This is a genomic window from Kutzneria sp. NPDC051319, from assembly GCF_040682195.1.
Lineage (GTDB): Bacteria > Actinomycetota > Actinomycetes > Mycobacteriales > Pseudonocardiaceae > Kutzneria.
Window position 1 is genome coordinate 18,650 of record NZ_JBFBAM010000080.1, and the last position, 24,559, is coordinate 43,208.

Consider the following 24,559-nt stretch of genomic DNA (forward strand, 5'->3'; position numbering starts at 1 on the left):
ATCCCCCTCACATTCCCTGCGCGACGCTGGTGCTCAGGCCGCCGGGCGAGGCCGCCTTGGCCGCCTGGGTGGCCTGGTCCGAACCGGACAGCGCGGTCTCGCGCAGCCGGCCGAGATCGGTCTTGAGCTGGCCCAGCACCTCGGACAGCGCGCGGCCACCGCCGCCGAGCTGGTCGAAGGTGGACGCGGTGACCTGGCCCGCGGGCGCCTTCATCGCGGCCTGGCTGAGCCCGGCCTGGTCGAGAATCTTCTTCGTGATGCCCTCCATCTCGGACACCGCGTTGTTCACGACGTTCTCGGCCGCCTGCACGGTGGCCAGATCGATCTTCGGACCGCTCACGGAGACCCTCCCTGTACTGGTCTGTCGTTGGTGAGACCGCCCCACTGTCCATTCATGACGGCAGTCGGTCAGACGTTCCGACGGCCGGGTGCGGTTCCCCTTGCCCGTGAAGTCACTGTAGAACGACTCGGCAAACGGCGGAGTCGTTTTCGTCAACTCAGGGGAGTGAGCGCTACTCTGAGTAGCCCCTCAGAAGATCAACCGCGGGTGAGGGCACCGCAGTCCTCGCCGAACAGCGCGCTGGCCGTCTGCAGCCGATCGAAGGCTTGGGCCAGCTTGGCGGCGTCTTTCGCCTTTCCCGCGTCGAGCACCGCGTTCATCGCCGCCAGCAGATCGTCCGAGTCCTGATAGGCGGGAAAGGCCGCGGGCACGCCGAACTGCTGGAGAAGGCCACGCTGCGGCGTGGAGCTGGCGATGGCGTCGGGGAGCGTCGTCTGAATGTCCTGCCAGCCCGCATCGCTGATCGGGCGGCCTTTCTTCACCTGGTTGAGGTAGGGAATCAGGCCGTTGACCACGCCGGAGGCGTAGAGGTTCGCGACGCAGACCGCGCTGTTGAACGGGCCGACGCCGGGCGGCAGGGCCAGGTTCCTGCTGGTCGTCGTGGTCGTGGCCGCCGTGGTGGTCGGCGCGGCCGAGGTCGTGACCGATGTGGACGTGGGGCCGGCCGTGCCCGGGTCGCCGGTGCAGGCGGTGAGCAGGCCGCCGAGGACGAGTGCGGTGCCGACCACTGCCAGCTGCGCCGTCTTGACCATGAGGCCAGTGTGCCAGTGGGTGACGGTTTCGCCGATCGGCGGCCAGGTGACGGATCCTCCCCTATCCTCGGACCAGCTTCGGGGACGAGAGGCCGCGACCATGGACCTGATTTCCAACGACGAACTCGCCCAGAAGGCCGGATTCGACCCGTGGAAAGAGCAGGGCCGGCTGGCCAAGGGCGATCCGGCTCAGGTGGAGGGTCTCGCGGCGGCGTTCTACAAGGCCGGCGGCGACATGACCACGTCGAACTCCTATCAGCAGAAGGCGCAGCACTACGTGGGTGAGGGCTACCAGGTCAACGGGGCCTCGCCGGTGGACTTCGACGCCCAGGCCGCGGGCACGAAGACCAGTCCGGAGCACCTCCAGCAGATCGGCAGGACGCTGGACACCGTGGCCGGCGACCTGGACGGGGCCATCAGCAAGGCGACGTCCGAGGTCAACGGCCTGAACGGCGAGCTGGCCGCGATCGAGCAGCAGTGGGTCGCCTTCATGCAGCAGACCGGCCACCACCTGCCGCCGGACGACCGCCAGGCCGCACGGGACGATTTCGTCAATCAGGCCGTGGCCGCGGTCAAGGCGCACGGCGGTGCCGTGCACCAGCTGCTCACCGGATATGAGGAGACGCTTTTCGGCGCGCAGCGGACGATGTCCGATCTTGGTTATGTGCCGCCGAGCCAGCTCGAGGATCTCGGCGCCGATGCCGACGCTTACGTGAAAAATCTTCAGACATTGGCCAAGAAATACGCCGACGATCTCAAGAACAATCACTCGCTCGACGAGAACTGGGCCCGCAACGCGCACACCGTGGCCGGCGAGATCGCGCCGTACATGGATGATCCCTATTTCTCCGCCGCCTTCTACGGCGAACTCGGGCCGCAGCTGAGCCAGATCCTGCCGAGCATGCTGCAAGCCAGCGGCAGCCACACCGCCGCCGAGGATCTCAAGACATTCAGCCACGCTTTCGGCACCGCCGTCAGCAATGCCAATGACGATCCCGGCATGAAGGCCGTCGCCGACCAGTTCCTGGTGCCGCCTCGCGAGGCCGCCACCTCGTGGAGCCGCGCCGCGATGGCCTCCAACGGCCACTTCCCACCCGACTGGCTGGCCCAGGCCGCCCGGGCCAACGCCCTCGACGAGTTCGCCCAGCACGGCGCCGAGGGCTTCGGCGGCATGGGCTTCCGTGGCGGCCCCGCCGGCTCCTTCCCTTACGACGTAGGCGTTCCCGACGACGTCGTCGCCGCCTGGACCCAGGACCTCGGCGGAAACCCCGTGGCCGCCCGCGAAGCCCTGGCCACCATGGGCCAGCCCGGCACCGACGTGCACATCCACGGCGACCCCACCGCCGCCTACCAGGACAACATCCACAAGCTCGTCGAGTACGGCAAGGACGACTCCACCGGCTCCATCGCCCACGGCTACGGTGCCGCCTTCGAGGCCGCCGCCGGCGCCGACAACGAGACCGACGGCAGCCACAGCCCCGAGGCCGTCACCTTCGCCAAGGCCCTGTTCAACGACATGGCCCACGACAGCAAGGACGTGCCGCCGATCGCCGCCCAGAACTTCGCCAAGATCGGCGGCTCCTACGTGCAGGAGATGGCCGCCGGCTACCGAACTCATGGCGACGAGGTCCTGCCTGTGGACGCGAACGGCAAGCTGCTCGGCGACAACGCCGCGTTCGAGGTGCCGCCGGAGCTGGCCCAGGAGTTCGCGAAGACCTTCGCCGGCAACCCGGAGGCGACGAAGATCTTCGACTCGGCGGCCGGGCAGGCCGCGCACAACGCGATGCTCGCCGGCGCGCGGGGCGACGTGGACCTGTTGCACCACAACCAGTCCGCGCACTACCTCGATGACGTCTCCCAGGCCTACGGCTCGGTGGCCGGCTCGGAGAACAGTGCCGCGGTCGAGGTCGTCGGCGAGCAGGTGGAGAGCGAGGAGCACGCCAAGGAGATCATGAAGGGCATCCTGTCCGCGGGCGTCGACATGATCCCGGCCGGCAAGCTGGCCGAGGCGGCCGGCGGCGCCTTCCTCAAGGTGTCCGACTCCGTGTGGGACGCCATGAAGCACACCACGAACATGGGGCTGGAGAGCCTGTACGGCGCGCCCGCCGGCTCCGAGCAGCAGCTCGAAGCGCTCAAGGACAACGGCCACGAGGTGGCCATGGTCGGCGACTACGAGCGCACCGCGATCCTGCAGGAGGCCGGTTATCCGGGCACCGACAAGATTCCGCCGCAGCTGCTCGACGGCCACGGACACATGCTCAACGTCGCCCAGGTCATGAGCGACGACAACCTGAAGAAGGCGTACTACGATTACATGAGCGGCGTGGCGAACGAGTCCGAGGGCACGCTCGGGCAGGGCGCCTCGGTCTACGAGCAGGCCAACAACGCCGCCGGTCGGTTCGACCACGGATACAATTTGGCTGGTGGCAAGTGAAGCGCACAGTGATTGCCCTCGTGGCGGCGTTCGCATGCTGTGTCGGCTGCTCGGGGCAGTCGGCGCCCCGGGACGACCGTGCGACCGTGCGATCGGACATCGAGGCCTTCGGCAAGGCACTGGTGCGGATGGGCTATCTGACGTCGGCACCGGACGTCTACATCGGACAGTGCAAGGACACCCACTGGGCGGCGGTGAAGTGGTCGGCGCCGGTGATCGCGCAGTTGGCCAAGGAGAACCAGTACAGCGCGGAGCAGAACGTGCTGGCCACGGCCGATCAGGCGATCAAGCTCGACGGGATCCGCTTCATCCAGCGGTCGAGCGACGACGATCCGGCACAGATGGCGCTGACGTCGGACCATGCCACGGTGCTGACCGTCACCGTGCCCAAGGCCGAGTACGTGCGGGTGGATGGGTATGCCTCCTGCTAGTGGTAGGTGAAGGTGTACGACAGCGAGGCGGCGAAGGAGCCGGGCTGGCCGAGGGTGGCGTCGACGGTGACGGAGACGTCGTAGAAGGCCGTGCGAAGACCGGGCAGGGTCTTCTTGACGTGGCCGGCGCCGTCCCACACCGAACCGGGGTCCACGCCGAGAGCGGGAGCGTCGGCGGCTAGAAAAGCCTGGGCGTCGGCGATGCTGCTGGAGGCCAATGACACCACGGTCTGGGTGGCGGTGGAGTCGACGCTGCGGACGGGGCGCTGGATGACGCCGCCGGGCAAGGTCAGCCGGACGGACAGGGTGGCGTTCCAAGCCGGTTGCACGCGGGCGGTGGGGAAGCCGTCGCGGAAGGCGAGTTCGGCGCGGGACGGCCGGTGGGTGAGGTCGATGGGGAAAACGCCGTCGTGCACAACGGCGTCGATGGCGTCGTTGTGGAACTGGTCGATGGTGAAGGTGTAGTTGACGCCGACGGCGCCGTCCTCGTAGCCGATGACCTCGACGTAGGCGGCCAACCAGTTCTGCACGAGACCGTCGACGACGCCGGAGCCGATGGTGGCGCCGGTGACGCGGGAGAGCTGGTCACGAATGTCCTGTGTGGACAGACCGAGGGTGGGGGCGTCGGCGAGCAGGCTCTGCTGGGCCTGGGCGGCCCGGTCGAACTTGCGCTGCACGACGATGTGCTGGGGCGGCAGCGAAACCGCGCCGGTGAAGTCGCCGCCGTCGGCGGTGATGCCGAAAGCGGGGATGTGCAAGGTGCCGGTGGGCAGCACGACGGTGGTGCCAATGGCGTCGACCCCCGACCCGCGCTGGTACGACCGGTCGTTACGGCCGGCGGCGAAGCCGAAGTCGGCCCGGGTCGGCTTGCGCGTGAGGTCGATCGTCGCCTTGTCGTCGTGCACCAGAGACGGCGCGACGGGTGTGCTCACGGTGCAACCTCCAAGCAGGAGAAGGAGAAGGACGGCCAGCCACCTCATGACCACGGCCAGTGGAAGCGGACGTCGGCGTCGACGTCGAGGTCCCAGTCGTCGAGCATGTGCTCGGCCAACTGCGGCCACCGGTGCTCCAGCCGCTGGTCGGCGACCCGGTCGGGCACGGACGAGGCGACGATGGCCCGCGCCTGATCCGGGTGCTCGGCCAACAACTTCTGGTACGCCGGCAACGTGTCGTGGGTGACGTAGTCCCACCGGTGATCACGGTCGGCCACGTTGAACGAGGGCAGCGGCGTTGTCACATGGGCGCCCACGGTTTCGTCGGCGAACAGGCCGGGAACGGTGACATCGGCGCCGACGGTGAGCGGCTTGTACTCGCCGGGGGTCTTGGTGCCGGGAATGGAGGCCTGGCCGGCCACGGTCATGCCGTAGGTCATCGCCTTGCCGACGACGCCGTCATGGTTGTACATCTCGTCGTACTGCTTGGCGATGACCTGGTTCTGCTCACGGTAGAGCAGGTCGGTGTTGCCGTGCTGGATCCGCCCGGGATCGCCGCTGGCGATGTCGCTCCACGCGTTGGCGGCGCGGTCGTCGATCAGCCCGGCCCGGCGCATCTCGTCGATAGCTCCGGTGCCGCCGTTGACGTAGGCCTCGTGCATGGAGCCCTGGTCGATGAAGATGTGCTTCTGCATGGCCAGGAACTTGTTCTCGAACCAGCCCAGCTCGCCGGCGGTCAGGTTGGCCCCGGCGGACGCCAGGTCCCGCAGCTCCTGAGGGACCGCGGCACGCAGCTCGGGCGGCAGCGAGTTGATCTTGTCGGCCAGGCCGTGTGCGAAGTCCTTCATGCTGTCCAGGTCCATGAAGCCGCCGGCGAAGGACGGCCCGATCATGTTGGCCATGCCGGCCCACTGCAACTCGGGATGGTCCAGGAACAACTGACCGTAGAACTTGTACACGTTCATGATGTTGCCCAGGTTGCCGTCTACGCCGGCCTTGGGATCCCACTTGCTCAGGTCGATCCCGGCGTCGTTGGCCGCCTTGACCAGCCAGTACTGCTGGAGCAGGGCGGCGTAGCGCTTGGGGTCGAGCCCGTCGGCGCGGGCGGCGTCCAACAGCTTCTGCAACGCCGCGAGGTCGGTCGGCAGGTCGGGGTTGATGCCACCGTTGAGCTCACCGTCGGCATTGTCCAGCGTCAGGTCGAGCACGTTCGGGCCCTCCTGCAGGTTGGCCGACGGCACATAGCCCAGGTCGCCCATCCGCTTGAGGTAGCCCATCAGCGCCACTTCGTAGTCGGTCACCAGCTTGGTGACCTGAGTGCCGCTCGATTTCACGGCGGCGACGGCCTTGTCCAGGAACTCCTGCCGCGCCGACTGCTGGTCATCGGGCGGCAGGTGGTGGCCGATGCCCTGCATGAACGTCGTGTACTCGCCGTTGATGCCGGACAGCGTGCTCTCCAGGCTGCCGATCTCCTTGACGGCGCTGCCGGTCTGGCGGTCGAGGTCGCCGGCGACGCCGGTCAGCACCTTGGCGATGGCGTTGAGGTGGTCGGGCGACTGCCTGGTGCCGCGGGCCTCGGCGTCGAAGTCGACCGGCGACGAGCCGTTGACGGTGTAGCCCTCGCCGACGTAGACCTGCGCCTGCTGCTTGGCGGCGTTGGAGTCGGCCATGTCGCCACCCGCGCCGTAGAAGGCGGCGGCGAGCGTCTCGATCTGCGCGGGATCGCCCGCCTTCAGCTTGTCACGCAACGCCCAGGGGTCGACACCGGCCTGGGCCACCAGTTCAGCCTGTGAGAACGTCACGCGACACCTCCCGGTGCTCGAACCGGAACCCGGCCTCGATCAGGCGGGTAGGCCGCGCGCGAATGCTCTCCAGGGCGTCGCCGGCCACGCCGCCGAGGGCCAACCGCAACGACCAGGCCGGCACCCGCAGCACGGCCGGACGGCCAACCGCCAAGGCCAGGGCGCGGGTGAACTCGCTGTTGCGCACCGGTTCCGGCGCGGTCACGTTGTACGGCCCTTGCGCGCCGGGCAGATGCCGGATCGCCCGCACCGCGTCGACCAGCGAGATCCAGCTCCAGAACTGCCGCCCGGAGCCGAATCGAGCGCCGAGGCCAGCCCGGAAGAACGGCAGCATCCGACCCAACACACCGCCCGACGCCGACAACACGAGACCGAAACGCAGGTGGCACACCGGAATCTCGGCCACCGCCGCCGCCTCCCACGCACGTACCACGGAAGGCAGAAACCCCATGCCCCCAGGCGAACTCTCGGTCAGCACCTCGTCACCACGATCGCCGTAGTAGCTCACGCCCGAAGCCGACAACAACGCCTTGGGCGGCCTTCGGGCCTCGCCGATGGCCGTCACCAACGATGAAGTCGTGTCGACCCGGGAACGCAGAATGACGTCCCGATACGACCGCGTCCACCGCCGCGCCCCGATGCCGGCGCCGGCCAGGTTCACCACCACGTCGACCCCGTCGACCTGCGACCGGTCCACCTGCCGAGGCAGCCGAACCACAGTGTGGCCGTCGCCCTCGTACGACTCGCGCAACGCGGTCCCGATCAGGCCGCTGGAGCCGGTGATCGCGACCTTCATGGCCGCACCACGGTCAGGCCCAACGCGAACACGAACGCCACGCCGACCAGCACCACCATGCAGGAAGCCAAAATCCGCAGGCGACGCCGGTAGGAAGCCAGTTCCTCGACCACGGCGAAGATCCGGGCCGGCCAGTGCCGCCACGACACGTGCCAGAAGATGGAGGCGGCGATCCCGTACAGCACAACGGAGACCGCGTACCAGGGCGTGACCAGAACGGCCAGCGCGATTCCGCTCAGCACCAAAGCGGCGACCAGCCCGACGACCTTCCAGCGGTTGCCGTGGGCCAGCAGGACAAGGAACTCCTCGCGCTGCTCCTCGTCCAGGAAGAAGCGGTCCACCTTCGGCTGCACGACGGTCAGGCTGTAGCTCATCGAGCCCAGCCAGATCGCGGCGATCACCAGGTGCGCCACCAGAAGCATGTCAACCATGGTGCGAGTCCAACCGCGCCAGCTGCACGGGAACGGCGCCGAGACGGCGGTGCACCAACGTCCCACGACCGGCCGGCAGTCGGGCCGACCGCACGCCGAACAGGGTGCCCTCGTCGGGCGGCGCGCTTAGGATGACGGCCGGGAAACCCAGCTCCCGCATCCGGCGCAGCACCGGCTCCAGCATCGCCGACCCCGCACCGCCGGCCTGCCGGGCCACGTACAGGTGCAGCCCGATGTTGCGAGCCTGCGGTAGGAAGTCCAGCAGCGGGGCCAGCGGATTGCCCACCGAGTTGGCCACGAGGTCGTAGTCGTCGACCACGATGTGCACGTCGGGCCCGGTCCACCAGGAGCGGTTGCGCAGCTGCTCGGGCGTGACATCGGTGTCCGGCAACCGTTTGGTGAAGCCTTCGACGAGGCCGGCCACGATCTCCACCGTCTGCTGCGGCGTAGTGCCGTAGGCCAGCATCTCCGGCCCCTCGAACTCGCCGAGCATGGTCATCCGGTAGTCGATCAGCGCGACCTTGGCCGCCTTGGCGTCGCCGCGGTTCACCACCTGGCGCGCGATCGCCCGCAGCGTCGAGGTCTTGCCGGACTCGCTGTCGCCGATCAGCACCAGGCCCTGGTCGGCCAGCACGACCGGCTCCAGCCGCTGCCCCTCCACGCCGATCACCAGTCCACGCTGGACCGGCAGCTCGGCGAACTCGATCATCCGGGGCAGCAGCCGCACCGCGGGCGCGGGCGGCCCGGACCAGTTCTCGTTGATCTTGGCGATCAGGTCGGCGATGCCGGTGGCCAGGTCGTCGGCGGTGCTGCGGCCGTCCACCCGCGGCACCGCGCCCAGGAAGTGCAGGCGTTCCCTGGTCACGCCGCGGCCGGGCCGGTCGGCCGGCACGGCCTGCTGGGCCTTGCGGTCGATCTCCGAGTCCAGCGCGTCGCCCAGCTTCAGCTCGATCTTGGCGCCGACCAGGTCACGCAGCCCCAGCCGCAGGTCGAGCCAGCGGTTGGCGGTCAGCACCACGTGCACGCCGTAGGTCAGCGACCGGCCGACCAGGTTGAGCAGGTAGGCCTCCAGGTCCTCGTAGTCCTGACGAAGCACCGACCAGCCGTCCACCACCAGGAAGACGTCGCCGAACGGGTCGTCGGCCACCTTGCCCTCGGCCCGCAGCCGCCGGTAGTCGGCCATGGTGTCCACGCCCAGCTCGCGGAACCGGGTCTCGCGCCGCTCCACCACGGCGCTGACCTCGGCCACCGTGCGCCGGACGATCTCGTTGTCCTGCCGGCCGGCGACCCGGCCGACGTGCGGCAGCCCGGACATCGCGAACAGCGTGCCGCTGAAGTCCAGGCAGTACACCTGCACCTCGGCCGGGGTGTGCCGCAGCGCGAGCCCGGCGACCAGGGTTCGGACCAGCGTCGACTTGCCCGACCGTGGCCCGCCGACGATGGCCACGTGGCCGCCGGCCCCGGCCAGGTCGATCAGCATCGGGTCGCGCCGCTGGTGGTACGGCCGGTCCACGGTGCCCACCGGCACGGTCAGCGGGGCCAACTCCGGCGCCGCGCCGAAGCCCCGCCCCGGCCGCACGGCCAGGCCCGGCAGCAGCGCGTCCAACGTGTCCGGGGCGTCCAGCGGCGGCAACCACACCTGATGCGCGGGGCTTCCCTGGCCGATCAGCTGGTCCACCATCACCGAAAGAATCGTTGGCCGGCTGGGGTTCTCGTCGTCCTCGTCGGCGTCGGCCGCCGCCGGCGTGAGGTTGTCCAGCCCGACCGGCACGGGCAGCGAGCGCGCGGTGAACGGCCGCACATCGCCCACCCCGAGCAACGATTGCCCGTCGCGATCCTCGGCGGAGTGGTAGGCGCCGGACACATAGGCGGCGCGGAACCGGCGCAGCGTCGCGGTGTCGGTCTTGAGGAAGCCGTGCCCGGGGGCGTTGGGCAGGTCGTTGGCGTCCGGCACACCGATGGCCGTGCGGCTCTCCTGCGCCGAGAACGTGCGCAGCCCGATCCGGTACGACAGGTGCGCCTCCAGACCGCGCAGCCGCCCCTCCTCCAATCGTTGCGAGGCCAGCAAAAGGTGCAACCCGAGCGACCGCCCCAGCCGTCCGATCTGGACGAACAGATCGGCGAAGTCGGGCTTCTGGCTCAGCAGCTCGGAGAACTCGTCGACCACGACAAAAAGGCTGGGCAGCGGCGGCAGGCCGGCCCCGTTCTGCCGGGCCCGCTCGTAGTCGCGGACCGACACCAGGTTGCCGGCGTCACGCAGGATCTCCTGCCGGCGGTTCATCTCGCCGGACAGCGCCTCCTGCATGCGGTCCACAAGGGACAGATCGTCTTCAAGGTTGGTGATCACGGCGGCGACCTGGGGCAGATGGCCCATCTTGGCGAAGGTCGCGCCGCCCTTGAAGTCCACCAGCACGAGGTTGAGCTGGTCGGGCGGATGGGTCGCGGCCATGCCCAGCACCAGCGTGCGCAGCAGCTCCGACTTGCCGGAGCCGGTCGCGCCGACGACCAGGCCGTGCGGGCCCATGCCGTCCTGCGCGGACTCCTTGATGTCCAGGTCCAGCACCGTGCCGTCGGCGCTGATGCCGATCGGCACCCGCAGCCGGTCGCGCAGCGGGCGGGGCTTCCACAGCACGTCCAGGTCCATCGCGCCGGCGTCGGTGATGCCGAGCAGGCCGGGCAGGGTCTGGCTGGTGGTGGCCAGGTCGTCGGCGTGCGAGGTCACGTCGAGGCGCCGGCCGCCCAGCTGCTGCGCCAGCGCGGCCGCCACCGGGGCGGGCATCGCGTCGGCCGTGCCCAGCGCCTCCAGCCGACTTCCGTTGCGCACGGCCAATTCGCCGTCGTCGACGATCAGCTCCAGGCCGTGGGTCCGGATCAGGTCGCCGGCCCGGCCGTCCAGGTCGACGACCGTGACCGCCTGCAGGCCGTCGTGGCCGAGCACGAGTTCGGTGCCGGCTACCATGCCGCCGTCGATCACCACCAGCACGTGCGGGACGTCGGGATCCGGCTCGGCGGTGCGGTTGAAGCGCGGCCGGCGGGTCAGCTCCACGCCCAGCCAGTCCTCCAGCGCCACCAGCGACGGGTTGATCAGCCGCACCGGGCCCGCGTAGTCGACCTCGTCGGGGTGGTGGCAGTGCGGCAGCCACTTGGCCCAGCCCCAGTCCGGACCGTCCTGTTCGGACGTGCAGATGAGGATCCGCAGGTCCTGCGGCGGATGGAAGGTCGCGACGTGCGAGATCAGCGAGCGCGCCACGGCCCGTGCGGCGTCGCGGTCGCCGCCGATGCCGATGGCCGCGAACCGGCGCAGCGACACCTGCACCGGCAGGTCCGGCACCACCGTGTGGGTGCTGATGAAACGCTTGAGAGCCAAGGCGGCCAAGGGATCCAGGTCCTCGACCGGGCCGGATTCGCCCGGCACCAGCTGCGTGGCCAGGTACTGCGGGCCACGGCCGACGCGCACCACGCCGAAGTCCTCGTCGGCCGGACGCCGCTCCCACAGCCGTTTGCTGGCCGCGACCGCCCACAGCTGCTCCGGCTCGGGCGCGCCCCAGCCCAACGACTCGTGCTGCGCGGCCGCGGTCCGCCGCACCTGCTGGCGCATCCGGCCCAGGTAGCGCAGGTAGTCCCGACGAATCTGCTGAGAGTCACCCTTCTGGGTGGATCTGGAGCGCAGCAGCGAGCCGGCCACCATGGCCAGCGAGGAGAACAGGAAGAACGAGCCCGCCACGTAGGTGATCGGGTTGGCCGCCCCGCCGAGCAGGTAGGCGACCGAGCCGAGGCCGGACAGCGCGGGCAACGCGGTCAGCCACACGTTTCCCGTGTCGGGTTTGGGCAGCTCGGGCGGCGGTTGCAGCAGGACGTCACCGGCGGGGACCGTCGGCCGCGGCGCTCTCGGCGGCCGTCGGAACAGCGCAGTTGACACGACACCTCCCGATCGACGGATCTACTCTATGGGCTGCGTGGCAACGGCGTACTCCGTTTGGGGGAGAAGCGTGCAGGCAGAGACCGGGGCCTTTTGCCGTATCGCGGTGGCCGGCCCCCGCACCCGGGTCGACCTCGCGGTGCCGGCCGGCATACCGCTGGCGCACCTGCTGCCGACACTGCTGCGGCACGCCGCCGACGGCGGTGGTGACGACGGCGGGGTCGGCCATGGCGGCTGGGCCGTGAGCAAGACGGACGGTTCGCGGCTGGATTCCGCGCTGAGCCTGGCCGGCTCCGGCATCCATGACGGCGATGTGCTGGTGCTGCACCAGGCGCGGGAACGCACTCCGCCGCCGCTGTACGACGACGTCGTCGAGGTGATCGGCGCGGGCGGCGTGCACACGGCGTGGGAGAGCGCCCAGACCCGGCTGGCCTGTGGCGTGGTGGCGGCCATCGCCGTGCTGTCGGCGACCGCCGCTGTCGCCGCGCACGGCGGTCTCGTCGGCGGCTATCTCGCTTTGGTGGCCGCGGTTCTGTTGCTGCTGGGCGGCGGGGCGCTGGCCCGCGCGGGCGGCGACCTCCAGGCCGGCATCCTCACATCCGCGCTGGCCGCCCCGGTCGGGGCCGTCGGCGCCGTCGTGTTGCTCGGCGGCGACTGGGGCCGTGGGCACCTGCTGCTGGCCAGCGCGGTGTTTCTGCTGGTGGCCGGGCTCGGGCCGGTGGTGGTCGGCGGCGGTGACGCAGTGTTTGCGGCGGTGGGCGTGCTCGGGCTGTTCGGTCTGCTCGGCGGGTTGTTGGCGGTGGTCGGCGACGTCGGGCCGGGGCGGTCCGCCGGTGTCATCGCGCCGCTGGCCCTGGCCGTCACGACCGTCATGCCGACTTTGGCGTTGCGCGCGGCCCGCTTGCCGCGGCCGGTGTTGCCGCGCTCGGCCGAGGACCTGGCCGATTTGCCGGGGCAGGTCGAGCTGGAACGCACCCAGCAGCGGGTTTCCCGAGCCCGTCAGCTGTTCACCGGGCTCATCGCCGGCTGTCACGCCGCCGTCGGCGTCGGCATCGCGCTGCTGGCCGCGGACGCGGCGCTTTGGTCGGCTGTGCTCGCCGCCGTGCTGACGATCCTGGTCGTGCTGCGCTCCCGACTGTTCCGGGAACGCGCCCAGGTGTCCGCACCGGTCATCACCGTGGCGGCGGTTTTTGTTGCTGGCACGGGAGTTGCGGTGACGCACTTCGCCGCCGACACCACGGCCATGCTCGGCATCGCCGCGCCCGTGCTGGTCGGACTTGCTTTGCTGGCCGGGCTGATCGGCGTGAACAGCGGTCGCCGCGCGGCCAATCCGCGGCTGGTCCGGTTGCTGGACATGACCGAGACCGCGCTGCTGCTCGCCGTCGTGCCGTTGGTGCTGGCGGTCTGGGATGTGTACGCCGCGCTGCTGAACCTGCGCGCATGATGCGGGTCGCTGCGGTCCTGTTGGTGGCCGCGGGTTTGCTGGTCGTGCCGGCCCCCATGGCCTTCGCCGTGTGCCAGCCGCCGCCGGCTGCGGGGCAGCCCATTCCCGCCGCGGCCGGCCGTGATCCCATGATCGACCGGCTCGGCCTGCCCCGGGTCAAGGACCTGAGCACCGGGGCCGGGGTCACCGTGGCCGTCGTCGATTCCGGTGTGGACAGTCGGCATCCCAAGCTGGCTCCGGCCGTGGTGCCCGGCGTCGACGTGGCGGCCGTGAACGATCCCCGGGTGGCCGCCGACTCGCCGGGCACGGCCGAGGACTGCCAGAACCACGGCACCATGGTCGCCGGCCTGATCGCCGCACGGCCGTTGGACGACGACCGGGTCGTCGGCGTCGCCCCCGACGCCAAGATCGCCCCCATCCGCATGGTCGGCACCATTTCCGACCTGCCGGACAAGGTGATCGCGCAGGCGATCCACGACGGCGCCGACCGCGGCTCCGTGCTCAACCTGTCGTTCGCGTTGCCCGTCGACCGGCCCTCGATCAGGGACGCCGTCCAGTACGCGCTGTCCCGGGACGTCGTCGTGGTCGCCGCCGCCGGCAACGAACAGCAGTCGCAGCCGGGGCAAACCTGGTACCCCGCCGCCTATCCCGGGGTTCTGGCCGTCGCCGCCGTCGACGTCAACGGCGCCCCCATCGCCCAGTCCAACCAGGGCCCCTGGGTCGGCATCGCCGCCCCCGGCTCCGATCTGACCAGCACCGCCGCCGGCGGGAGCGGCTACATCACCCAGTCCGGCACCAGCTTCGCCACCGCCATCGTCTCCGGCGTCGCCGCCCTCGTCCGCTCCCGGTTCCCGGGCCTGTCCGGCCCCGCCGTCGTGCAGCGGTTGATCAACACCGCGGTGCCCGTCGCCGGCTCCCGTGACGACAAGGTCGGGGCCGGTGTCGTGGATCCCTTCGCCGCCTTGACCGCGCCCGTGATTGCTCCGTCCACATCGGACCGTCCTGTCGGGACCGTCGCCGTGCTCCCCCGCCCCGCCGAGGACGAGGGTTTCGGCCCCGTCCTGCGCACCGCCCTGGCCTGGGCCGGCGGCCTCGCCCTCGCCGGCCTGCTGGCGTTGGTCGGCGGCATCGCCTTCCGCCGCGCCGCCCTCCGCCGCTGGCGCCCGGGCGGGCGTGACGACGTTCGTTCGATGCCTCAGACCCCGGAGCCGACCGAGGTCGAGCTGTTGTAGCCGTTCACCAGGCGAGTTGCGTGTCGTCCTGGAACACCGCGCCGGTGGGGCCGTCCTCGGGCAGCGTGGCCAGGCGGATCGCCACGTCGGCGCCCTGTTCGGGCGTGCGGGTGCCGCGGAAGTCGTTGAAGTCCGTGGCCACGTGTCCCGGGGCCGCCCCGTTGACCTTGATCGGCGTGTCGGCCAGGGCCCGGGCGTAGTGGACCGTGATGGCGTTCAGGGCCGTTTTGGAGCTGGAGTAGGACATGACCGGCTGCCCGGCCCAGGCGCCGTCCTCGCTGATCGAGCCGCGTTTGCTGGTCACGTTGACGATCCGCGCCGCCGACGCGCGGCGCAGCAGGGGCAGGAAGGCGTTCGTCAGGCGCACGACCGCGAAGACGTTCGTCTCGTAGACGTGGCGCAGGTCCTCCACCGTCTCCTCGGTCGGCGTCGGCAGGTGATCGAGTTTCCGGTTGTTGAGCGGATGCGTGCCCGCGTTGTTGACCAGGACGTCGAGGCGGCCCGCCTCGTGCTCGATCCGCTCGACCGCGGCCTGGACGTGGTCGTCCGAGGTGACGTCGAGCGTGATCGCCCGGACGTCCCCCTCGACCTCGTCCGCCGCCTTCTTTCCCCGGTCCGCGTCACGAGCGGCGAGGTAGACCGTGAAGCCTCGCCCCGCCAGTCCCGCCACGATCGCCTTGCCAATCCCCTTGTTCGCGCCGGTGACCAGCGCGATTTGGCCAGCTGTTGTCATGACAACAGCGTGCGCCCGTTTCTGTTGTCATGTCAACACCCGGCCCGCTACCGTGACCGGGTGAGCGAACTGGACGCCGACGAGATGGCCCTCTGGCACGCCTGGAAGTCGGCCGCCGACACCGTCCGGGCCCGCATCGCCGAGGACATCACCGCCGCCGTCGGCCTCTCCGACGCCGACTTCGCCGTGCTCACCCGCGTCGCCGAGCTCGGCGGCGGCCGCCTACGCCAGAACGCCCTGGCCGAATCCGTCGGCTGGCACCGCAGCCGCCTGTCCCACCAGCTCAGCCGCATGGAACATCGCGACCTTCTCACCCGCCACCCGGCCGACGGCGGCGTCGAGGTCCACCTCACCGACGCCGGCCACTCCCTCGCCCGCCGAGCGCGCCCCGCCCACGCCGACGCCGTCCGCCGTCACCTGCTCGACCACCTCGACCCCACCCAGCGCCGCCAACTCCGCCACGCCCTGGACGCCCTCACAGACACCCCTTGAACCGGGCACAGCCCCCGCCCAACGGTGTTTCCGGCGTTCGTTGCCGGATCAGTCCAGGCAGAACTCGTTGCCCTCGACGTCCAGCATGGTGATGCAGGATTCGTTGAAGTCGTCGGACACCTGCTCCAGATGGCACACCGCGCCCAGGGCCTCCAGGCGTGCGCGCTCGGCGCGGAGGGCGGCGAGGCGCTCCTGGCCGGCGAGGCCGGGGGCGGCCCGCACGTCGAGGTGCACCCGGTTCTTGACGACCTTGCCCTCGGGCACGCGCTGGAAGTACAGCCGCGGGCCCACGCCGTTGGGGTCGACGCAGGCGAAGGCCGAGCCCTGGCGGTCGGCGGGCAGGGAGTGGTCGAAGTCGTCCCAGCTGTCGAAGCCCGGCGGGGGCGACGGCACGACGTAGCCCAACACCTCGCACCAGAAAAGGGCGACGCGCTTGGGGTCCGCGCAGTCGAAGGTGACCTGGACCTGCCTGACCGATGCCATGGCCCCACCGTAATGGCCGAGACCTAGTTGCCGCCGGGGAATTCCTTAGCCGCGGCGGCCGGATCCAGCGTGGGCCCGGCCGGCAGTAGCGTGACGAAGGGCAGCGGCACGTTCTTGGCGGCGTTGGGGTCGAAGTGCAGCCGGGACGCGGCGTCGGCGCTGGGGATGGGGAACCGCTGGCCGGAGTCGGTCACGAGGGTGAGCACACCGTCCTGGCCGGCGGCTGAGGATGCCTTCACCACGGCGCCGGAGCCGGCGGCGATCTTGACGTTGGTGACGTGCCCGGCCTTGGTGGTCACGGTGGACAGCCCGGAGGGCGAAGGCATGGCCAGTGGCAGGCTGACCGACAGCTGCCACGGGGCGTCGCCGGGGGCCTGGCCGGGCGTGGTGCTCAGGCACAGCGGCTGGTCCAGCTGCGGGCCGACCGGCTGCGGGATGCGGTCGGGCCAGGTGTTGCTGCCCGGCGGCTGGGCGTGCGACTGCGGGGCCGACACCGCGACGTTGGCGTCGAGCTGGTCGACGCGGCTGCCGGAGGCGGCCAGCAGCGCGTAGGTCAGCTCGGAGATCGGCGCGAGGCCGTCCGGCTCGACCACGAAGAACTGCTCTTGGACGCCGGTCTGCCGGGTCTGGATGACGTCGCCGACGCCGACCTGGGACGGCAGCTGCACGGTCGGCGCGCCGCCCGAGGTGACACTCGGTTGGGTGATTTCCGCGCCCTCCGGCACGACCGCCAACACCTCGGCCGGCAGCCGGACGGTGGCGGCGCGTTGCAGGCCGAGCAGGGCCCGGGTGTTGCCGGTCAGCTTGTAGCGGCGGCCCTTGCTGATCAGCCACGTGCTGTCGTCCGGCAGCTGGGCCAACACGCCCGAGGCGGAGTCCACAGTGCCCTGACTCGGGGCGGCCCCGATGAGCAGCGTGATCTGCGGCGGGGCCGAGACGGACCCCGACTGCAGCGCACACACCGTCCAGGCGCCGTTGGTGAGATTGTCCTTGGACGGCAACGCGTCCGGGGCGTTGGGGATCCCGACCGGCAGGCCGCGCGGCTTGCCGGCCAGCACCTCCGAGCGAACCTCGGTCAGCGAGCCGCCGCCGACCAACAGCGCCGACGCGAGGTTCAGCGCCGGGTGCACCTGCCCGTCGACGATCACGTAATGGTCGCCGGTGCCGCTCACCGTTACGGCGCCCGAGCCGGGCAGCGCGGGACCGCTGCCGCCGCCGAGGAAACCGGCGATGCCGAAGCCCGCCATCAGCAGCACGGCGATGACCGTGCCACCCACGGTCGACCGGTTGAGCCGGCGGCGAGGATCGGTCACGGCCTCGTCCGCGCCGAGCATCAGGCTGGTGACCTGCCGCCTGCTCTCGTACGTGTAGGCCTCGACCTGGTCTCGCGTGGTAACCATCGCTGCCCTCCCCAACTGGGCGTGCCGAGTCGGACTCTATCGGCATACTGCATCTGTGGCAGACAGTCCCGCACGCACGCGACCCCGGCGCCCGGGGCGGATCGGGCGGGCCCGGTGGATCTCCGCCGAGGCCGCCGTCGGCACGGCCGGGGCCGGGGTGGCGATCATGGGGCCCTTCGGCATCGCCCTGATGGTGCTGGCCGGCCTCACGCTGGTCGGCACCTTCCTGTTCTGGCAAGGAAAATGGGCCACCGAGCACCTGGCCTTCCGGCTGCGCGCGCCCGCGCCGGGGCCACCGCCACCCTCGACCGGCCCGGGATTCGGCGTGATCCGGGAAGTGCTGCCCGACCTGCACGTCGTCGAGGTGACGGGTCGCGGCGCAGCGCCGCTCGGCGTGATCGGCGACGGGCAGGGCTTCGCCGCCGTGCTGGAGCTGGAGATCGCCGGCAATCTGCGGCTGGACGTGGCGACGCTGGCCGCCCAGGTGGCGGCCGATCCGGCGGAGCTGGCCGGGTTCCAGGTGCTGATCGAGCAGTTCCCGCTGCCGCCGCTGGACGTGACCGAGCGGTTCGGGCCGACGATGGTCTACCGCCGGCTGCCGACCTCGGCCGTGCCCGTGCTGCGACGGGTGTGGCTGGTGCTGCGGCACGAACCGCTGTGGGCGCCCGAGGCCACCGAGCGCCGTGGTGGCGGGACCGCCGGCGCTCGCACCGCGCTCGTCGCGGCGGCCGCCCGGCTGCGGGTGCACCTGATGGACAACGGATTCCAGGTTCATCTGCTCGGGTCGGCGGCGGCGACCGAGCTGCTCGGGGCCGTCGGCGACCCCAGCCACCAGGGCCGGTTCCATGCCGACGCCTGGCTCACGCAGGCCGGCGCGCACTGCTGCCTCGCCGTCACGGGCGACTGGAGCAAGCTCCTGATGACCGCCGCCTCCATCGCCGCCGACCGCTGCGTCGTGTCCGTGGCCGTCGAACTCGACGGTCACTCGGCCCAGACCCGCTCGGTGCTAAGGCTTTTCGCCGCCGACCACGGCGCCGCCGCCAATGCCCGTGCCGCCTTGATCGCCACCGGGCTGGTCGAGCCGCTGACCGACAACCAGGCCGCCGGTGTCGTCGCCACGCTGCCGCTGGGCGGCGGGGCTCGGGACCTGACCAGCGCGATTGGATTGGTACGACGATGAGCACCTCTCAACTGCCGGCCCAGCCGTGGCGGAACCTGGCCGACATCTCCCTGTCCCTGCACGTGCCGGCGGCCGGCGTGCTGCTCGGGGCCGACCGCGGCGGCAACATCGCCTGCCTGCCGGCGATTCAGCCCCACCCCGTGCGCATCGGGCTGGTCGACGGCGTCGGCGTCGCCCGGCTCGTGGCCCACCGGCTGCTGGCCGTCGGCTGCCAGGTCACGGTGTACAGCCAGCGGCAGCCGTCATGGCAGGGTCTGTGGACCAAGGTCGGCGGCCGTCGCATGACCTTCACCCAGCGCTCGGTGCGGTGGCCGGGAGTGCCGGCCGGTCCCCGTGCGCCGCAGGCCCTGGTACTCGACGCCCCCGAGCCTCCGCCCAACTGGGTCGGCGATGCGCCCTGGTGCACGGTCATCCACGTCGCCTCCCGCGTGCCCACCCGCTCCGAGTTCTGGCGTGCCGCCGACGTTGTCGTTGTCTGCGCCCCTGGTCATGGCGAGGCCGTGCTGTCTTTGCGCAACCGGCCTGATGGCGGCTTGGCTGACGACCTGCGTCCGGGTGAGGTCGCCCTCTGCGGTCGGGCCGGCACCACTGTGGCACGGCTCGACGTGACGCCGGCCGAGATGGAGCTGATGTCCGACGGCGTGCCCCACTAGGATGCGCGCCGAGCGGCTGGTGGCCCTGTTGTTCACCTTGTACAGCAAGAGAAGCGCGACGGTGGCGGAGTTAGCCGCGGCGTTGGACGTCTCGGAGCGGACCATGCACCGGGACATCGCGGCCCTGCGCGACGCCGGGGTTCCACTGTGGACGGAGGCGGGGCGGCACGGCGGCGTGCGGCTGGTGGACGGGTGGCGCACGCACCTGGACGGCCTCACGTCGAGGGAGGCCGTGGCGATGTTCGCCATGGGCGTGCCGCAGGCGCTGGCCGATTTGGGCCTGGGCACGGCGATGTCCGCCGCGCACGCCAAGCTCTTCGCGACTTTGCCGCCAGCGCTGCGGGAACAGGCCCAGGCCATGGCCCAGCGCTTCCACCTCGACGCGCCATCCTGGTTCCGTCCGGCCGACGACACGGAACACCTGGCGGCGATCGCGCGGGCGGTGTGGGAGCAGCGGCGAGTGGAGATCGCCTACGGCCGGTCCGGCAAGACTGTGCAGCGCACCTTGCAGCCGTTGGGAATCGTGCTCAAGGCCGGCGTCTGGTACCTGGTGGCCGAGGTCGACGGGGACCTCCGCACCTACCGCGTGGCCCGGATCGAAGCCGTCGCGGAGACCGACCAGCGCTTCGAACGCCCGCCGGACTTCGACCTCGTCGCCTGGTGGGAGCAGTCCTCGGCGCAGTTCGAGCAGTCGCTGCGGACCGTGCCCGTGCGGATCCGGCTCAGCCCGTACGGGATGCGTGCGCTGCCGAAGATCCTCGACCCCGACGCCGCCGTGAAAGCCCTGGAGCAGGCCGGGCCGCCGGCTTCCGACGGTTGGACGGAGGTCACCGTGGAGTTGGAAGAGGCCACCATCGCCGCCGGTCAGCTGATCGCGTTGGGCGACGAGGTGGAGGTGCTGGGGCCGGCCGAGACCAGGGCCGCTTTCGTAGCGGTCGTGCGGCGGATGGCCTCGCGCCACCGTGAGACGTGAAGGCGGACTTGGTGGCATATGCGCCACCAAGTCCGCCTTCGTTTCATCGGTAACCCGTGGGATCGGCCGGCTTGCCGGTGCCGGCCACCTCGATCATGTACCGCCAGCCGTCCGGACGGCTGCCGTCGACGTCGTCGATGTCGTAGATCTGGGCCAGCTGCCCGCTGTTGAGGGTCTGGCCGGTGAACCGGGCCCGCGCCGGGTCGGCGGCCAGCGCCGCCAGACCGCGACCGACGAAGGCCGGGGACTCGGAGATGCAGAAATGGGGCTCCCGCACGAGGGCGTCCCGCCACGTCTCCTCGGTGACGCGGTAGTGCTCAAGCATCGCCTCGGACCGCAGATACCCCGGTGTGAGGGCAATTGCCGTGCAGTCAAAGGACTTCAGCTCGGCCGCCTGACCGATGGCCAGGTGGTGGGCGGCCGCCTTGGCCACGTAGAAGGCGAGAGTGGTGCCCTCCCGGTACTGGGCGTTGTACTCGGCCGTGCCGTCGGTCATGTCGACGACGAGGCCGCCCGGATTGCGGATGACCAGCGGCAACAGGAAATGGCTGGTGATGACGTGCGAGTCGATGCCGAGGCGGATCATGCGGAGGCTCTCCGCCAGCGGGTGCTCCCACACCGGAACACCCCAGGTCATCAGGCCGTCGCCGCCCCACAGCCCGTCGACGAGGATGTCGAGCCGCCCCTGCTCGCGGTCGACGCGGGCGGCCAGTTCCTGCACTTCGGCCGCTTCGAGGTGGTCCACCCGCACGGCGACGGCGCTGCCGCCGGCCTTCTCGACCAGCTCGACGGTGTCCTCGATGGTCTCGGCGCGGTCCACTTCGGACCGTTCGGCCCGGGTGCTCCGCCCGGTGACGTACACGTGGGCCCCGCGGCGGCCGAGTTCGACCGCGATGGCCCGGCTGGCGCCACGGGTGGCCCCGGCCACGACTGCGATCTTGCCCTTGAGATCGTCCATGCCGGGCACCCTGCCGGGTAACCCTGACAGAACATGGCATGGTTCAGGCGGCTTTGCCGAACCCGTCGACGACGGTCCGCCGGAGCTCGACCGGATCCACGCCGGCGCCGGTGATGATGGTGAAGGCGCGCCCGGAGCCGTCACGGAGAATACCGAGCAGGATGTGCTCGGTGCCGATGGCCGAGTGGCCCAGGTGCACGGCCTCCCGCAGGGCCAGCTCCAGCACCTTCTTCACCCGGGGCGAAACGCCGACCCGACCGCGTCGGCGACCGGGAACGGCCTTGCGCAAGGCATCGGGCCCGAAGGACTCGGTGATACGGGAGAGCACGGCGTCCAGGTCGATGCCCACGGACTTCAGGGCATCGGCGTCGGCGGCGCCGAGCACGGTGGTGTCGGCGATCGCCGCCGCGACCAGCGCGCGGTCCACACCGGCCGCGACCAGGGCGTCATGGCCGCCACCGGTGCCGGACACCAGGGCCAGCAGCAGGTGCTCGGTGCCGAAATGCCGGTGCCCCAGCGTTTCCGCCTCCTGCCGAGCCGTCGTGACAACCTCCCGCGCGGGGCGGCTGAACCGTTCGAACATCATTCCTCCTGAAGGTTGGCGTACTTCTTGTGCACGGCCTGCTTGGTGACCTCCAGCGCGTCGGCGATCTCCTGCCAGGACCACCCCTGCCGCCGCGCGTTGCCGACTTGCAGCGTCTCCAACGTCTCTGCCAGCCGGCGCAGCGCGAGCGCCGCCCGCAGGCCGGTGCGGGCATCGGCGCCGCTGGCAGCCGCGGCGAGGTCGTTCATGTCGGTCACGTTGTCAACATTAGTTGACGATAACCACGCCGTCAACAAACGTTGACACCTACGATGGGGAGCGTGACCGTCGCGGAGGGTGTGGTCGACCGCCTCATATATGTGGGGGCGGACGGCTACACGGTCGCGGTCCTGACCACGGGCGAACGCAGCGAGACCAAGATCGCCGGCACGGTGCTGCACGGCCTGCAGCCCGGCGAGACCGTCCGCGTCGACGGCGACTGGACCACCAGCGGCACGCTCCGGGTCGGCGAGTGCGAGCGGGTGCTGCCGGCGACGGTGCACGCGATCCGCCGCTACCTCGGCTCCGGCCTGGTCCGGGGCATCGGCCGCAAGCTGGCCGACGCCATCGTGGACACGTTCGGCGAGGACACCCTGGACGTCATCGACCGCGACCCGAAGCGCCTGATGGAGGTGCACCAGATCGGCCGCGACCGGATGGTGAAGATCATCACGGCCTGGGCCGACCAGCGCGCGGTCCGCGAGGTCATGGTGTTCCTCCAGGGCGTCGGCGTCAGCCCCGCCCTGGCCGTGCGCATCCACCGCAAGCTGGGCGAGCAGTCGTTGCAGGTGGTGCGCAACGAGCCGTATCGGCTGGTCGAGGAGGTCTGGGGCATCGGTTTCGCCACCGCCGACACCATCGCCCTGGCCGCCGGCATCCCGGAGCAGAGCCCGGAACGCATGCAGGCCGCGGTGCTGCACACGTTGCTCCAGGCCAGAACCATGGGCGGGCACTGCTTCCTGTCGGTGAACGAGGTGCTCACGCATACGACGGCGATGGTGGCGCAGGACGAGGAGATGATCCGCGCGGCGCTGCATGCGTTGCGGCGTAGGCGAAAGGTCGTGCAGGAGCAGATCAACGGCCGGGACGTGGTCTTCCAGGCCCACCTGCACCAGCAGGAAACCCTGTTGGCCGACAACGTGATCCGTCTGTTGGACACGCCCTCGTCGTTGCCCGGCAAGCCCAAGCTGGACGGCCCGGAGTTGGATGACACGCAGCGGCAGGCCGTGGAGATGGCCCTGACCCACACCGTGTCGATCCTGACCGGCGGCCCCGGCTGCGGCAAGAGCTTCACCGTGCGGCACATAGCCAAGACAGCCAAGGCCGCCGGCGCGAAGATCACCTTGGCCGCCCCAACCGGCCGCGCCGCGCGTCGTCTGTCCGAGCTGACCGGCATGCCCGCGATGACCGTGCACCGCATGCTGGGCCGCAACGCCGAGCCCGAGGACGACGGCAGCCTGTTCGACGTGAACGACCCGCTGTCGGCCGACCTGATCGTCGTGGACGAGAGCTCGATGCTGGACATCGGCCTCGCCGACGCGCTGGTCGACAAGATCCCGCCCGGCGCGCACCTGTTGCTGGTCGGCGACGTCGATCAGCTGCCCAGCGTCGGTCCCGGCTCCGTGCTGCGGGATCTCCTTGACGTGCCGGACATTCCTCGCACGCACCTGAGCCGCGTCTACCGGCAGGGCGCCGGCAGCGGCATCACCGCCAACGCCGTGAACGTGCGTGAAGGCGTGTTGCCGGTGAACAACCCCGAGTTCTGGTTCGTGCCCGCCGAGGACCCCAAGGACATCGCCGAGACTGTCGTCGACATCGCCACCCGCCGGCTGCCCGCCGCGTACGGCATCGAGCCCAGCCGGATCCAGGTCCTGTGCCCCGGCCGCGCCCGCGACGTCGGCGCCCTCAACATCGGCCGCCTGTTGCAGGACGTGCTCAACCCCCACCGCGAGGGCGACCCCCAGTACTGGTCCGACGACCGCGCCTTCCGCGTCGGCGACCGGGTCATGCCCATCCGCAACAACTACGACAAGGGCAAGGCCGGCGTCTTCAACGGCACCGCCGGCACCGTCACCGCCCTGTCCCTGGAGGACCGCCTCCTCGAGGTCACCCTGGAGGACGGTGAGGCCGTCGAGTACGACTTCGACGAGCTGGAGGAGCTCGCCCACGGCTACGCCATCACCGTCCACCGCTCGCAGGGCAGCGAATACCCGTACGTCGTCGTGCCACTCAGCACCAGCGCCGGGATGTTGTTGCTGCGCCGGAACCTTCTGTACACCGCCATCACCCGGGCCAAGGCCATGGTCGTTCTGGTCGGGCAGCCCCGGGCCCTGCGGATGGCCGTCGAGCAGACCGGTGACCGCCGCAACACCGCCCTGACCTGGCGCTTCACCGGCGAGGACCTGGCCGCCGGCGTCTTGCCGCCCCTCCGCGAGGACCACGGCCAGGTAGCGGCGTTCTGACCTCTGCCGGAAACCGTATTTCGGTGTGACGCTAAGCGGGACAGTGAGGATGTAGATGGTGGTCCTCCCGACCCGGTCTGACCCCGAGCGGGACCGGCGTGATGCCTTGCGCGAGATCTGTCGTCCGGA

22 protein-coding genes are annotated in these 24,559 nt (G+C 70.7%); 9 read left to right on the forward strand and 13 right to left on the reverse strand.

Annotated features, from left to right (window positions below; all coding sequences use genetic code 11):
• Nucleotides 1–7: 7 nt before the first annotated feature.
• Together AB0M73_RS42480 and AB0M73_RS42485 are read right to left on the reverse strand one after the other, a co-directional pair.
• The gene (locus tag AB0M73_RS42480; RefSeq protein ID WP_043721056.1) at nt 8–340 is read right to left on the reverse strand and encodes a hypothetical protein; all 333 of its coding nucleotides are present in this window, start codon (nt 338–340) and stop codon (nt 8–10) included.
• Between the two features lie 197 nt (nt 341–537).
• Nucleotides 538–1,092 carry a hypothetical protein gene (locus AB0M73_RS42485; protein WP_363904188.1) on the reverse strand — a complete coding sequence of 185 codons (555 nt, stop codon included), beginning with the start codon at nt 1,090–1,092 and terminating at the stop codon, nt 538–540.
• 100 nt (nt 1,093–1,192) lie between these two features.
• Between AB0M73_RS42485 and AB0M73_RS42490 the strand changes: the two genes are divergently transcribed.
• A complete protein-coding gene (locus AB0M73_RS42490) occupies nt 1,193–3,526 on the forward strand; it encodes a hypothetical protein (protein WP_363904191.1) in 2,334 nt (777 codons plus the stop codon).
• An 86-nt stretch (nt 3,527–3,612) separates the two neighbouring features.
• Entirely contained in the window at nt 3,613–3,957 is a 345-nt protein-coding gene (locus tag AB0M73_RS42495) for a hypothetical protein (RefSeq protein ID WP_363904194.1), read from the forward strand.
• Here the strand turns inward: AB0M73_RS42495 and AB0M73_RS42500 are convergent.
• Genes AB0M73_RS42500 through eccCa form a run of 5 tightly spaced genes read right to left on the reverse strand, consistent with a single transcriptional unit; the run spans nt 3,954 to nt 11,837 of the window.
• On the reverse strand, nt 3,954–4,889 hold the full coding sequence (locus AB0M73_RS42500; protein WP_363904197.1) for a hypothetical protein: 936 nt from the start codon (nt 4,887–4,889) through the stop codon (nt 3,954–3,956). The two genes, AB0M73_RS42495 and AB0M73_RS42500, sit on opposite strands and share 4 nt — an antisense overlap.
• 44 nt (nt 4,890–4,933) lie before the next feature.
• The gene (locus tag AB0M73_RS42505) at nt 4,934–6,691 is read right to left on the reverse strand and encodes a hypothetical protein (RefSeq protein ID WP_363904200.1); all 1,758 of its coding nucleotides are present in this window, start codon (nt 6,689–6,691) and stop codon (nt 4,934–4,936) included.
• Nucleotides 6,672–7,487, reverse strand: coding sequence for a TIGR01777 family oxidoreductase (locus AB0M73_RS42510; protein WP_363904203.1), 816 nt, complete (start codon nt 7,485–7,487; stop codon nt 6,672–6,674). Before AB0M73_RS42510 ends, AB0M73_RS42505 begins: the two co-directional genes overlap by 20 nt.
• Nucleotides 7,484–7,918, reverse strand: coding sequence for a hypothetical protein (locus AB0M73_RS42515; protein ID WP_363904206.1), 435 nt, complete (start codon nt 7,916–7,918; stop codon nt 7,484–7,486). The genes AB0M73_RS42510 and AB0M73_RS42515 overlap by 4 nt, the downstream gene beginning before the upstream one ends.
• Nucleotides 7,911–11,837 carry a type VII secretion protein EccCa gene (eccCa, locus tag AB0M73_RS42520; RefSeq protein ID WP_363904209.1) on the reverse strand — a complete coding sequence of 1,309 codons (3,927 nt, stop codon included), beginning with the start codon at nt 11,835–11,837 and terminating at the stop codon, nt 7,911–7,913. The genes AB0M73_RS42515 and eccCa overlap by 8 nt, the downstream gene beginning before the upstream one ends.
• Nucleotides 11,838–11,907: 70 nt before the next feature.
• Here eccCa and eccD point away from each other — a divergent pair, with 70 nt between their 5' ends.
• Together eccD and mycP are read left to right on the forward strand one after the other, a co-directional pair.
• Entirely contained in the window at nt 11,908–13,281 is a 1,374-nt protein-coding gene (eccD, locus tag AB0M73_RS42525) for a type VII secretion integral membrane protein EccD (RefSeq protein WP_363904212.1), read from the forward strand.
• Entirely contained in the window at nt 13,278–14,513 is a 1,236-nt protein-coding gene (mycP, locus tag AB0M73_RS42530) for a type VII secretion-associated serine protease mycosin (protein ID WP_363904215.1), read from the forward strand. The genes eccD and mycP overlap by 4 nt, the downstream gene beginning before the upstream one ends.
• Before the next feature lie 4 nt (nt 14,514–14,517).
• Here the strand turns inward: mycP and AB0M73_RS42535 are convergent, their stop codons facing one another.
• The gene (locus AB0M73_RS42535; RefSeq protein WP_363904218.1) at nt 14,518–15,246 is read right to left on the reverse strand and encodes an SDR family NAD(P)-dependent oxidoreductase; all 729 of its coding nucleotides are present in this window, start codon (nt 15,244–15,246) and stop codon (nt 14,518–14,520) included.
• A gap of 60 nt (nt 15,247–15,306) precedes the next feature.
• On the opposite strand from AB0M73_RS42535, the gene AB0M73_RS42540 reads away from it, so the two are divergent.
• Nucleotides 15,307–15,738 carry a MarR family winged helix-turn-helix transcriptional regulator gene (locus tag AB0M73_RS42540; RefSeq protein ID WP_363904221.1) on the forward strand — a complete coding sequence of 144 codons (432 nt, stop codon included), beginning with the start codon at nt 15,307–15,309 and terminating at the stop codon, nt 15,736–15,738.
• A gap of 48 nt (nt 15,739–15,786) precedes the next feature.
• Here AB0M73_RS42540 and AB0M73_RS42545 read toward each other — a convergent pair whose 3' ends face one another.
• Nucleotides 15,787–16,221 carry a VOC family protein gene (locus tag AB0M73_RS42545; RefSeq protein ID WP_363904224.1) on the reverse strand — a complete coding sequence of 145 codons (435 nt, stop codon included), beginning with the start codon at nt 16,219–16,221 and terminating at the stop codon, nt 15,787–15,789.
• Nucleotides 16,222–16,244: 23 nt separating this feature from the next.
• Nucleotides 16,245–17,621: a type VII secretion protein EccB gene (gene eccB, locus AB0M73_RS42550; protein ID WP_363904227.1), complete on the reverse strand. Its 1,377-nt coding sequence runs from the start codon at nt 17,619–17,621 to the stop codon at nt 16,245–16,247.
• Nucleotides 17,622–17,676: 55 nt separating this feature from the next.
• Between eccB and AB0M73_RS42555 the strand changes: the two genes are divergently transcribed.
• From AB0M73_RS42555 to AB0M73_RS42565, 3 genes are read left to right on the forward strand one after another with little or no spacing between them, the layout of a single operon-like run.
• On the forward strand, nt 17,677–18,801 hold the full coding sequence (locus AB0M73_RS42555; protein WP_363904229.1) for a type VII secretion protein EccE: 1,125 nt from the start codon (nt 17,677–17,679) through the stop codon (nt 18,799–18,801).
• A complete protein-coding gene (locus tag AB0M73_RS42560; RefSeq protein WP_363904232.1) occupies nt 18,798–19,454 on the forward strand; it encodes a hypothetical protein in 657 nt (218 codons plus the stop codon). Before AB0M73_RS42555 ends, AB0M73_RS42560 begins: the two co-directional genes overlap by 4 nt.
• Before the next feature lies 1 nt (nt 19,455).
• Nucleotides 19,456–20,427, forward strand: a complete 972-nt coding sequence (locus AB0M73_RS42565) for a YafY family protein (RefSeq protein ID WP_363904234.1) — start codon at nt 19,456–19,458, stop codon at nt 20,425–20,427.
• A gap of 43 nt (nt 20,428–20,470) precedes the next feature.
• On the opposite strand, the gene AB0M73_RS42570 is transcribed toward AB0M73_RS42565, so the two are convergent.
• Genes AB0M73_RS42570 through AB0M73_RS42580 form a run of 3 tightly spaced genes read right to left on the reverse strand, consistent with a single transcriptional unit; the run spans nt 20,471 to nt 22,186 of the window.
• Complete coding sequence (locus tag AB0M73_RS42570; protein ID WP_363904237.1) at nt 20,471–21,385, reverse strand: SDR family oxidoreductase; 915 nt, start codon at nt 21,383–21,385, stop codon at nt 20,471–20,473.
• A 43-nt stretch (nt 21,386–21,428) separates the two neighbouring features.
• Nucleotides 21,429–21,968, reverse strand: coding sequence for a Clp protease N-terminal domain-containing protein (locus AB0M73_RS42575; RefSeq protein ID WP_363904240.1), 540 nt, complete (start codon nt 21,966–21,968; stop codon nt 21,429–21,431).
• The gene (locus AB0M73_RS42580; protein ID WP_043721028.1) at nt 21,968–22,186 is read right to left on the reverse strand and encodes a DNA-directed RNA polymerase sigma-70 factor; all 219 of its coding nucleotides are present in this window, start codon (nt 22,184–22,186) and stop codon (nt 21,968–21,970) included. The genes AB0M73_RS42575 and AB0M73_RS42580 overlap by 1 nt, the downstream gene beginning before the upstream one ends.
• A 63-nt stretch (nt 22,187–22,249) precedes the next feature.
• Here AB0M73_RS42580 and AB0M73_RS42585 point away from each other — a divergent pair, with 63 nt between their 5' ends.
• Nucleotides 22,250–24,430: an ATP-dependent RecD-like DNA helicase gene (locus tag AB0M73_RS42585; protein WP_363904243.1), complete on the forward strand. Its 2,181-nt coding sequence runs from the start codon at nt 22,250–22,252 to the stop codon at nt 24,428–24,430.
• Nucleotides 24,431–24,559: the final 129 nt, after the last annotated feature.